Here is an 11322-nt window from a genome sequence, read left to right as displayed (position 1 = left end):
GATATAATTTATAAATAATTATGATGAATTTAAAATTTAAATAAAATTAAGAAAATATATGTAAAATGTGCATAATGTTTATTTCTATATTGAAATTTATTCATTGTGTATGATGTTTTATTTATATTTTTATGATAGTTTATATATAAAGATTTATTTTTGTAGATTAGGGAGTAGGGATGTCTTATGAATAAAGCACTTATAAAAGCAATGGCGGAATTGGATGAAGATATGGTTATTGAAGAGGTGAAATCTCTTATAAAAAGTAATGTTCCGGTACTGGAAATTATTCGAGACTTACAGAAGGGTATTGAAATTGTGGGAAAAAATTTTGAGCAAGAAAAATATTTTATGTCTGAACTCATTATATCAGGGGAAATATTTAAGGAAGTTTCACAGATGACTAGGGAAAAATTTCCTCCAAGCACTTCAAAGTATGGAAATTTTATTATAGGAACTATATATGGAGACATACATGATATAGGTAAAAATATTGTTGCTACTGTCATGAGAAGTAATGGCTTTTATGTGATAGATTTGGGGACAGATGTGAGTACTGAAGAGTTTATAGCAGCAATTGAACAATATAAACCCAAGGTAATAGGAATTTCATGCCTTCTTACAAATTGTTTTGATAATTTGAGGAAATGCATACAATCAATTGAAAATAAAGGCTTTAGAAAAGATTTGAAGATTTTAATTGGAGGAGGACCTTTAGACGAGTATGTACGTAAATATGTAAAGGCTGACATGTTGTGTAAAACCATTCAGGAAACTACTGAATACTGTAAAAAGTTATATGATATGAGTTAAATTATACACTTACCCTATAATAATTTTTTAGCAGTATTCAGACACCATAATATAGAAATTCCAAACATGGCATCGTAAGTCAAATTCAATAAAAATAAATGTTTGCCAAAATCTCCATGCCCGGATCCAATGACGGGCAGGATAAACTGTGATGCTCCTGATGCTAAAATGAAGATTAACATCAACAAAAGCAGGCGTACAGATCTATCTTTATTTCTTTTAAAGTAAAAAATCGTTATACATAAGTAGATTGCAGAAAAAGAAATATACATGTAGATGTTGTGATGCAATTTAATATACCTTTTTACAAGTCCTGTTCTGAAAGTATTTACTTTCTTATTAGGATCATATTGACCTCTGGGAAAATTGCTTTTATCAGGCATTGAAAATGCATAAGCATTATCTGCGGATTCAACTATTTTTTGGCAGAATCTATCTGGATGGCTGAGGTAAAAGTATAATATTTTTACAGGAGAGACCTTTGGATAAAAATCTGTAAGCATTTCTTTCCCTAGGGGGTCACTGCCGGAATGTCTGTCATAAAAGGATTTTCCGTAAAAAACTATAAACTTCTTGTTCAGTCCCAATTCCTGCAAGTCTTTTTCCGGGTTTTTAGAACCTCTCAGAACACCTGAAAAGACCGCCTGGTACATATTGTTTCGATTCATGGTATCTGTCAATGAGAGATATGAAGCAGAACATACGGTAATCACAAGTATAGAGGATATTATAATACATTTTCTCTGTTTATTTTCAGTATAGTAAAAATATAAACCCAGGTACACTATCAGCATAAAAACAAGCAGGGGCAGTTCCTGTGCCTTGGAAGTTAAAAAACCGCAGGAGGCCATAAAAAAATATACAAAATCTCTTGTCCTGGGGCTGCTTTTATTTATCAAGTTTATGTATGTTCCTATATTTAAGAAAAAAAACACAATAGTTCCTGCTTCACCAAAAAATGAGTTGAAATAGGATATATAAGAGGTATCTGTAAAAACTAGAATAATGTAAATCCCCAATATTATTTTTTGGAAAACAGAAAATTTTTTAAATTTAATTATGAGAAATACTGCAAGCATGAACATTACTGAATATACAAATGCCAGGTATCTTATATCAAATAAATTATTGTTAAATCCGTGTGTAAACAGAGATATAAATACTGCAAACTTCAATAGTATACTCTCGGATACCCAGTTTTTATAAAAGAATAAAAGAAATAAATTTTCTTTTGAACCTGATATCAAGTAATGTATATGAACAAATCTATCATAAATTTCACTGTAAATGTTAGATAAATCTGAAAGCCCGCCGTACACGGTCAATCTACCAAAATCTCCATTATTGCATTTACCTATAATGGGATTGATAAAAAGGGTTTTTATCAATATTGCTGCTATAAACATTAAAATTATTATTTCAATGTAATGTTTTCTTATAACATTGTACATTCGCATAATCATTTATATCTATAACCTCTTCCATATAATAAGTACATATAATATAATAACATAAATATTATATGAATATATTAAATCAGCTGGAAATCAAGAGTTTCCAGCATAAAGTATTTTGTCTATAGAAAAACTATCGATCTGTTTTTTAAGAATTTTTAGGTACTGTTTTCCAGTCATCCAGGAACCTCTGTATTCCTATATCTGTCAAAGGATGTTTACTCATCTGTATCAGAACTTTATAAGGAACTGTTGCAATGTCTGATCCTGCCTTTGCAGCATTAATAACATGGAGGGGTCCTCTTATGCTGGCTGAGATAATTTGAGTAGTTATATTGTGAAGTTTGAATATGGAAACGATCTGTTCTACGAGTTCGATTCCATTCATTCCTATATCATCTAACCTTCCAATAAAGGGACTTACATAAGTTGCACCAGCTCTTGCGGCAAGTAATGCCTGAGAAGAAGAGAATACCAGTGTCACATTGGTCTTTATGTCAATTTTTGAAAGAATCTTCACTGCTTTTAAGCCTTCAGGAGTCATAGGAATTTTTATCACTATATTCTTGTGTATTTTAACTAATTCTTTAGCTTCCTCCACCATTTTGTCAGCTTCAAGACCTATGACTTCTGCACTTATGGGGCCATCTACTATGGTAGTTATCTCTTTTACAACTTCCTTGAAGTCTCTGCCTTCCCTTGCAATCAATGAAGGGTTTGTAGTAACCCCGCAGATTATACCCATTTTATTGGCCTTTCGTATTTCATCTACATTGGCAGTATCTATAAATAATTTCATATTTTTAAACCTCCTTGAATATTAAAAATAATATAGATGTTTTTACACTTAGTACTTTTACTAATTTTAACCTATATCTATTTTTATAGCAACTTGTAGTAGTTTCCGTGTAAAGTTAAAATTGCAGATGATGATTTATTGCCTGATAAGGTCAACTTTAACTTTGTACTTTTTGTTGACATAGCATAAACTTATTTATAGAATTAAATCGAAGAGTGGTGTTTATTCATGTTTTTAGAAAAATGTTTTGATTTGATAGCACAAAATATAAATGAAGCTTTACTTGGTATAGACGAAAGCGGGAAATTGATTATAGCTAATAATAGAGCTGAAGAACTGCTTTCAATTAATTTAAAGGAAGATATGGGAAAATATATAGAAGATGTGATTCCCGAGACAAAATTAAATAAAATTTTAAAAACCGGCAGGAATGAATTAAACAAGAGTTTTTTTGCAAATAATAGAGAATTCATAACAAGCAGGCTCCCTGTGATCATTGATGGCAAAATTAAGGGAGCAATTACAATCTTTGAGGATATAACGAATAATAAAAAAATGCAGCAAAAATTAATTGACAACGAAATCTATATAGATATTCTAAACACTATAATAAATGCACTTAATGAGTGCTTGGTTCTAGTTGATGAAAACGGTATTATAACAATGATGAGCAAGGCCTATAAAGAATTTTTGGGATGCAGTGCTCCTGAAGGCAAGGATGTGCGGGATATAATAGAAAATACAAGATTACATGAAATAATAAAAAATGGAAAAGCAGAAATAGGTGATATACAAAAAATAAGGGGCAACAAGATGATTGCCATGCGTGTTCCCATTAAAGAGGGAGATAAAATCATAGGAGCTGTGGGAAAAGTTATATTTAAAGATATAGGGGGTTTCCATGCTTTGAGCAAAAAACTGAATAATTTGGAAAGAGAAATTCAAGTGTATAAAAATGAACTTGGAAAGGAGAGAAAAGCAAAATATTCCATTGAGAATATCACAGGCAATTCTGCTAAAATACAGGAAGTAAAATCAATGGCTTTAAAGGTGGCAAAAACTGACTCCAATGTGCTTATAACCGGTGAAACCGGCACTGGAAAGGAATTGTTTGCCCATGGAATCCACAATGCAAGCAGCAGGTATCTTGGTCCTTTTGTAGAAATAAATTGTGCGGCAATACCCTCTGAATTGTTTGAATCGGAATTATTCGGCTATGAGGAAGGAGCCTTTACCGGAGCTAAAAAAGGGGGCAAAAAAGGAAAATTTGAACTGGCTGACGGGGGCACTATATTTTTAGATGAAATAGGTGACATGCCTATGTATATGCAGGTAAAGCTGCTTAAGGTGATTCAAGATAGAAAAATTGAAAGAGTGGGCGGGAATACAATAAAGAAAATCAATGTAAGGATAATTGCAGCTACCAATAGAAAACTGGAGGATAGTGTAAAAGAAGGTACGTTTAGGGAAGATCTCTATTATAGGCTCAATGTTATGAGAATAAATCTTCCGCCTCTGCGTGAAAGAAAAGAAGATATTCCGCTGCTTGCCAATAGCTTAAGAATTAAAATAGCTTCTCAGTTAGGTATATATGTGGAAGGTATATCAAATGAAGCTGTGAACTGTCTTATGTCATACAACTGGCCGGGGAACGTAAGAGAACTGGAAAATATCATCGAAAGAGCGGTGGATTTATTGGATTCGGATTTAGTAATAAAAGTGGACCACCTTCCAGAGAGATTGACAGGAAGCAAATTTAAAAATTATAAAAATTACGGTGATACGGGTGATTCTTTAAAGGATATAGTTTCAGAAGTTGAAAAACACGTTATCGGGAAATGTCTCAACAGAAATCACTGGAATAAAAATAGAACCGCCGGCATACTTGGGATAAGCAGGGCGGCCCTTTATAAAAAAATAAGAGAATATAATTTGAAGCCTTGATACTGCAGCGGCAGGTTTTGTATCATAGATTTAGGTTCAGGTGGATAAAAGCATTATTATAAGCAGACTCCATCTGGACCTTAAAATCAAGTGAATTTAATCATTATCCTTTTTCAGGAAGTATAGAAGGAGCTGTGTACGTTCCTTTTGCTTCTTTTCCAGATCTTCTTTTGACCATTTATAAAATCCCTTTCCCTTTTTGCTGCCAAGATCGCCTTTTTCAATTTTTTCTTTCATCAGTTTAAAGGGCTCTTTATAATCGCACAGCTCTTTGAATAGATAGGATGATATATTATAAAATATATCCAGACCTCCCATATCGGCACTCATCAGGGGACCTGTAACAGGAAGCCTTCTTCCATGTCCATATTCCATGGCCTTATCTACTTCTTCAGGTTTTGCCCATCCCTGTTCTACTATATACATGGCTTCTCTGAGAAGTGCAAGCTGCAGCCGATTTCCTATAAAACCTGCACATTCCTTTTCCATGCACACTGCCTTTTTCCCTATAAATTCAATTAATTCTTTTGTCTTTAATACAGTGTCCTTGGAGGTTCTTTCTCCTGGTACTATTTCTACCAGTGGAATGAGCTGGGGCGGATTCCAAAAATGGGCTACTACCACTCTCTCTGGATGTACTGTAACTTCGGCTATTTTTGTAGGACTGAGTCCGGAGGTATTTGTGGCGAGAATAACATCGGCACTGCACAGCTCATCCAGTTTTTGAAAAAAATCTCTCTTGACGTTTAAATCTTCGGCAAGGGATTCTATTATAAAATCTGCATTTTCAGCAGCTTCTTCAACAGTTTTAACTCCCCTTATCCTGCTCAATATGTCTTTAAAATCACTATGGTTTAATTCACCTTGTTCTTCCAGACGATTCAAATCCTGGTTTATGGCATTGAATCCTCTTTCCAGGCTTGCGTCTGTTCGTCCGTACATTGTTGCATTTAAACCAGACATAGCAGAAGATAATGTTATTCCGTGTCCCATAGTTCCGGTACCTAAAATGGATATATTTTTAATTTTCATGTTATAATCACTTCCCTTTTTATCATTTTAAACTATCAGCAAAAAAGTTCCAAGTATAATTATACCCGTGTAGAACAGATCTATTATACAAAAACCCATTATATCTCTTGCACCGAGTCCGGCTATTGCAAGTGCGGGCAGTGCCCAGAACGGCTGTATCAAGCAGGCCCATGCGTCACCCCAGGATATTGCCATAGCTGCTACACTTGTACTGACGCCGAGATGCGAAGCTGCCGGCATGATTATTGGAGCCTGAAGTGCCCACTCTCCGCCTCCTGAGGGAATAAATATGGTACACAGTGCTGTACTCAGTATGGTGAATATGGGGAAAGTATTGGGAGTTGCTATGCTTATAAGTCCGGAAGAAATGGTATTTCCAAGAGAAATTCCCATAGCATTTGTCCCTATCATCATTCCCATTATTCCGGCATAGAATGGAAACTGGATGATTATTCCAGTACTGGATTTTACACCGGAAGCCGCAGCACTTAGAAATTTCCGCGGAGTTCCATGGAGAAGTATACTAAAAAACAAAAATGTGAAGTTAACTACGTTTAAATCCAATTTAAATCCTTTGGTTGCAAAATAGTAGATAGTGTATATCACACCCATGGACCCTATGATCACCGAGATCAGGGGACTGTTTTCCAGTTTTTCAGCAGGTGTCATTTCACTTTTGGATTCACCTGAATTTTTTACGGGTAATGGTTCGTCCTGTAATTTTTTTGGATCTACCACAAATGCATCTTTTCCTTTTGGATGCATAAACCAGTTAACAAGGGGCATGGTTGCCAGAATTAGTATCACTATAAACAGGTTGTAGTGGCTGAACAAGGTCTGGCTGGTAGGTATAGCGGAAGTTATGATTCCAGCACTTACGGTTTTTACATCCGGTCCTCCGGCTGCAATAGTAAGTGGTATGGAACCGGATAACCCGCCGTGCCATACTACAAATCCGGAATATGCGGAGGCAATTAAAAGTCTGTAGTCCACTTTGGGAACTTTTTTAGCTATTTCCTTTGCGAGTATCGCTCCAAGTATAAGGCCAAAACCCCAGTTTATCCAACATGCTATGCCGGCAATAACCGTAGTTGTTATTATAGCCTGGAAGGGTGTTTTGGGTATGGAAGCTATTTTTTTAATACCCTTATTTACTGCAGGAGTTTTGGCAAGGGTATGACCTGTGACCACTATTAAAGCCATCTGCATTGAAAAGGACAGCAGTCCCCAGAATCCTGAATTCCAGTGTATAAGCATATCCATGGGACTTTGCCTGGTTACTGCAATACCGGCTATAAAAACTATTACGGTAAGTATTGATGCAAACAGAAATGGATCCGGAAGATATTTCTGTACTAGAATTACACATGCATTGGTGATTTTTTTAAACAAAAATCTCACTTCCTCCCTTAATTTATTTTATACACTGCTTAGGTCTGCAGGTTCTTTTGATAATTGTTCAATCTTTATTCCTACAGGCTCTTCTTTGAATATCCTTTCATCCATTAATTTTAAATCTTTAGATATTTTTGGCCTGAAGTCCATGTGATCCAGTATATCTTTTTTCAGTTCTGTACCTGGAGCCATTTCTTCCAAAACAAGGCCGTCTTTTGTCAACCTGAATACAGCTCTTTCAGTTATATAAAGCACTGTCTGTCCAATGCTTCGGGCATATTCTCCACTGAAGGATATTTGTTCCACAGTACTTATGAATTTATTGAACTTACCATCCTTTTCTATATTGAGTTTTCCATTTTCTACTTTTACTTTCAGTCCACCTGCTGTAAATGTTCCGCAGTATACAACTTTTTTAGAGTTTTGGCTTATATTTATGAATCCTCCGCATCCGGCAATTTTAGGCCCGAATTTGCTTACGTTTATATTGCCGTCCTTGTCACACTGGGCCAGGCCTAAAAATGCCACGTCAAGACCTCCACCGTCATAAAAATCAAATTGACTTGATTGATCAAGTATGCTCTGAGGATTAGTTGAAGCGCCAAAACTTAATCCGCTTGATGGTATTCCGCCTATTCCGCCTGATTCTACAGTCAATGTCATTTCATCTGCAATGCCTTCTTCATTTGCAACTATAGCTAATCCTTCCGGTATGCCAATGCCCAGATTGACTACAGAATTTGGTACAAGTTCCATGGCTGCTCTTCTGGCTATGATTTTTCTCTCATTAAGCGGCATGGGAACTATTGAATTCATCAAAAATTTTGCTTCACCGGAATATGAGGGATTATAGCTTTCCCCAAAGGTCTGCATATGATTTTTAGGTTCTGATACAACGACAGCGTCTACATATATTCCGGGAATTTTTACCTTTTTAGGATCCAGTGAACCTTTGGATACTACCTGTTCTACCTGTACAATTACTATGCCGCCGGAGTTTTTTGCAGCTTGTGCCATGGCAGTAGCATCTAATATTGCGGCCTCTTTTTCCAGGGTTGCATTTCCAAATTCATCAGCATAGGTGGCTCTTAGAATTACCACATCCAATGGTATGGTTTTATAAAATAAATATTCCTTTCCACCTATATTTAGAAGCTGTATTATATCTTCTCTGGTAATTTTATTTAATTTTCCACCTTCAAGTCTGGGATCTATAAAGGTTTTTAAACCAACGTGGGTTATAGTTCCAGGTCTTTTAGCGGCAATATCCCTGTATAATTGTGATATGACCCCCTGAGGCAGATTATATGCTTCTATTTTGTCTTCAAGGGCCAATTCCTGAAGCTTGGGACACAATGCCCAGTGTCCGCCTATTACTCTGCTGACCAATCCTTTGTGTCCAAAATGATTTAGTCCCTTGTCAGCACTGTCACCTTGTCCTGCAGCAAAAATCAATGTTAGATTTTTAGGAGTATGATTTTTTATATATTCTTCTTCAATTTCAGATGTAATATCCTCCGGGTGTGCACATCCCACAAAACCACCTACTGCAACAGTACTGCCATCTTTTATCAATTTAACTGCCTTGTCTCTAGACATTACTTTTGATTTCATGATTAAATCCCCCTTTATATGAGATAAAATATATTACATCACTATAACACAGCAACTATCATGCCAAATTTAGAGATGTGAAGTCAAATGATTCTCAGGTGCAGGTGGAGTTTGCTTGTGATGGTTCCTGTTTTTCACGAGGCCCTGGAGGAACTTATACAGAGCAAGATATCCCCAGTTTTGTAGGAGCTGGGGATATTAAGCAGTGGAAGTTTTTGGATAAAATTTTTATATATTTTTATGTCTAATATATATTCACGTATATTATATTAGTCCTTTCATGGACTCAAATGACTCAGTTTCAGAAAAGTGTATAAAAAGTTTACATGTAAATATTTTTAACTTAGAAATCAATTGATTTAATCAAAAAGCCAATAGGTCAATTGGGATGATAAAGACATTCCCAATTTTTCTTGAAGTCCCAGGGAAGGTAAATTGTCAGTGACTACCTGGCAGAAAGGAATCTGATTTAATTTTGAGAAATGATTTATCAAAAATGCTTCCAGTTTATAGCCGTGTCCGCTCCAACGGTATTTTTTGGAGAAAATGATGTCAAAATGAAAGTGAAATATCTTGCAGAAAAAGAGCACATTGCTGCTGTAATCGGTGATGTTACAGCAGCATGAGGCGGGAAAAATTGGGATATATGCAGAATTGATTGAGTCTGGAGAAGAATCTATTGTAAATGCATTGTCGTTATGTACAAATATACTGAACTATGATTTTATCAGCAGATATAAAAATGAACAGATAAAAATTTTGTTAAACAGGGCGGAAGAGGGAGTTGCCCTTACAGATAAAACCGGTAATTTATTGTTTAATTCCAATATAGAAAGATTGTTTAGATATTATAATACAGATATAACCCAGGAAAATCTGTATAAAATTTTAGATGAAAGTAGATATGAAGAAATTCCAGTAAATGTTGATAAAAAATATGTTGGAAGTGTATTTTTAATAAATAAAAAAGGTACCAGTTCAGTGACTAAGAATAATTCAGAATTTAGAGCCAAGTATAAATTTACTGATATAATAGGTCAGGATGATATAAAAACAAAAGCGGCCAAATTTGCAAAGTCAAATGAAACTGTGATTATTTATGGAGAGACTGGCACGGGAAAAGAGTTATTTGCACAAAGTATTCATAATGAAAGTAAAAGATATAATGGACCTTTCATATTTGTTAATTGTGCATCTCTAAGTGAATCATTAATTGAGAGTGAATTATTCGGCTATGAAGATGGTGCATTTACAGGTGCTGCAAGGGGTGGTAAAAAAGGATTATTTGAGTTGGCTCACAACGGTACTCTATTCTTGGATGAAATAGGTGAAATTTCCTTGAATTTTCAGACGAAACTTTTAAGGGTGCTTCAGGAAAACGAAATCAGAAGAGTTGGGGGAAGCAGGAACATTCCGGTGAATGTGCGTATTATATGTGCAACAAAAATGAACAGATTATTTTTAATATGCTTAAGTCAAAAAATTTGGAAAGCAGTGATGAAATAAATATCAGATTCTCTTATGATTTAAAAGAAACATTGGAGAATTTTAGAGACAAACTTAATGATTTGCTTGGGCTGTGAAAATACTGTAGTACTCTAAACTGCCGCACTAATTTTTTAGTGCGGCAGCTCTAACATTTTTCAGACATGAAATTAGTATATATTATTTTTATTATTCTATTGATTCTGCTACTTTTATTAATTCATTTAGTTTTATATCTGATGCAACATTATAATATGTTCCATTTTTCCAAAACATAATCTGCTTATAATTGTCACCTTTTTCATCACCGTAAACCCATGCGTCGGTATCATTAATGGATATTTTCTTTGAGTTAGTTAATAAATCTTCTGGTTTTCCTGTATCTTGAGCTTCTTGTATTCTGATGTATTTTTCATCATCTCCTTTATATGTCATCATAATTAAATCAAATGAACCTAAGCTGTTATTTTGTCTTTGACCCTGTACATTTATTTGTTTCATATTTGCATGCTTATATTTAGGTTCCTTAATTTTAACCTTTATGTTTTTATTAATTTCATCTTCAGTTTTAAAATCTGTTAATCGGCTATTAAAATTCTTTGATGATATAGTTTTATTTGATGAGGTTGAATCGTTAGTATTTTTTGATTCTTTTATATTATTAAATGCAAATACAGATGTTACTATTAACATAACGGATATTAATGTGACTGCGAGAATTATTTTTTTATACTTTAATTTGTTCATAAAATCTCATTCCTATCCTATAATGGTATATATTTTAAT

At 34.5% G+C, this 11322-nt stretch carries 9 protein-coding genes; 3 read left to right on the top strand and 6 right to left on the bottom strand.

Translation table 11 applies throughout. From position 1 onward, the window contains the following. Window positions 1-186: 186 nt before the first annotated feature. Window positions 187-813, top strand: coding sequence for a cobalamin B12-binding domain-containing protein (locus tag CLLU_RS16605; protein WP_106010887.1), 627 nt, complete (start codon window positions 187-189; stop codon window positions 811-813). Window positions 814-827: 14 nt separating this feature from the next. Here the strand turns inward: CLLU_RS16605 and wsfD are convergent, their stop codons facing one another. Together wsfD and fsa are read right to left on the bottom strand one after the other, a co-directional pair. Beyond that, complete coding sequence (gene wsfD / locus CLLU_RS16600; RefSeq protein ID WP_242977717.1) at window positions 828-2276, bottom strand: glycan biosynthesis hexose transferase WsfD; 1449 nt, start codon at window positions 2274-2276, stop codon at window positions 828-830. A 139-nt stretch (window positions 2277-2415) separates the two neighbouring features. Continuing rightward, window positions 2416-3066, bottom strand: a complete 651-nt coding sequence (gene fsa, locus CLLU_RS16595) for a fructose-6-phosphate aldolase (protein ID WP_106010886.1) — start codon at window positions 3064-3066, stop codon at window positions 2416-2418. Window positions 3067-3294: 228 nt separating this feature from the next. Between fsa and CLLU_RS16590 the strand changes: the two genes are divergently transcribed. Further along, complete coding sequence (locus CLLU_RS16590; RefSeq protein ID WP_106010885.1) at window positions 3295-5010, top strand: sigma 54-interacting transcriptional regulator; 1716 nt, start codon at window positions 3295-3297, stop codon at window positions 5008-5010. Between the two features lie 96 nt (window positions 5011-5106). Here CLLU_RS16590 and CLLU_RS16585 read toward each other — a convergent pair whose 3' ends face one another. The 3 genes from CLLU_RS16585 to CLLU_RS16575 are packed head-to-tail and all read right to left on the bottom strand — an operon-like array spanning window position 5107 to window position 9051. Next, on the bottom strand, window positions 5107-6042 hold the full coding sequence (locus CLLU_RS16585) for a 3-hydroxyacyl-CoA dehydrogenase family protein (protein WP_106010884.1): 936 nt from the start codon (window positions 6040-6042) through the stop codon (window positions 5107-5109). A 27-nt stretch (window positions 6043-6069) separates the two neighbouring features. Beyond that, window positions 6070-7434 (bottom strand): short-chain fatty acid transporter, encoded by a 1365-nt coding sequence (locus CLLU_RS16580; protein WP_106010883.1) that lies wholly within the window; start codon window positions 7432-7434, stop codon window positions 6070-6072. Window positions 7435-7461: 27 nt separating this feature from the next. Continuing rightward, on the bottom strand, window positions 7462-9051 hold the full coding sequence (locus CLLU_RS16575; protein ID WP_106010882.1) for an acyl CoA:acetate/3-ketoacid CoA transferase: 1590 nt from the start codon (window positions 9049-9051) through the stop codon (window positions 7462-7464). Window positions 9052-9660: 609 nt separating this feature from the next. Between CLLU_RS16575 and CLLU_RS19380 the strand changes: the two genes are divergently transcribed. Next, on the top strand, window positions 9661-10557 hold the full coding sequence (locus CLLU_RS19380) for a sigma 54-interacting transcriptional regulator (RefSeq protein ID WP_106010881.1): 897 nt from the start codon (window positions 9661-9663) through the stop codon (window positions 10555-10557). A gap of 168 nt (window positions 10558-10725) precedes the next feature. Here CLLU_RS19380 and CLLU_RS16565 read toward each other — a convergent pair whose 3' ends face one another. Continuing rightward, window positions 10726-11283: a DUF4367 domain-containing protein gene (locus CLLU_RS16565; RefSeq protein ID WP_106010880.1), complete on the bottom strand. Its 558-nt coding sequence runs from the start codon at window positions 11281-11283 to the stop codon at window positions 10726-10728. Window positions 11284-11322 lie beyond the last annotated feature (39 nt).

It is taken from the genome of Clostridium luticellarii, assembly GCF_002995845.1.
GTDB classification, from domain to species: Bacteria; Bacillota; Clostridia; order Clostridiales; family Clostridiaceae; genus Clostridium_B; species Clostridium_B luticellarii.
This window is presented reverse-complemented; position numbering and strand designations above follow the sequence as displayed.

Coding starts and splice junctions, on each gene's coding strand:
- CLLU_RS16565 (WP_106010880.1), bottom strand. CDS start 11,283: ATGAACAAATTAAAGTATAAAAAAATAATTCTCGCAGTCACATTAATA.
- CLLU_RS19380 (WP_106010881.1), top strand. CDS start 9,661: ATGTTACAGCAGCATGAGGCGGGAAAAATTGGGATATATGCAGAATTG.
- CLLU_RS16575 (WP_106010882.1), bottom strand. CDS start 9,051: ATGAAATCAAAAGTAATGTCTAGAGACAAGGCAGTTAAATTGATAAAA.
- fsa (WP_106010886.1), bottom strand. CDS start 3,066: ATGAAATTATTTATAGATACTGCCAATGTAGATGAAATACGAAAGGCC.
- wsfD (WP_242977717.1), bottom strand. CDS start 2,276: ATGATTATGCGAATGTACAATGTTATAAGAAAACATTACATTGAAATA.
- CLLU_RS16605 (WP_106010887.1), top strand. CDS start 187: ATGAATAAAGCACTTATAAAAGCAATGGCGGAATTGGATGAAGATATG.
- CLLU_RS16590 (WP_106010885.1), top strand. CDS start 3,295: ATGTTTTTAGAAAAATGTTTTGATTTGATAGCACAAAATATAAATGAA.
- CLLU_RS16585 (WP_106010884.1), bottom strand. CDS start 6,042: ATGAAAATTAAAAATATATCCATTTTAGGTACCGGAACTATGGGACAC.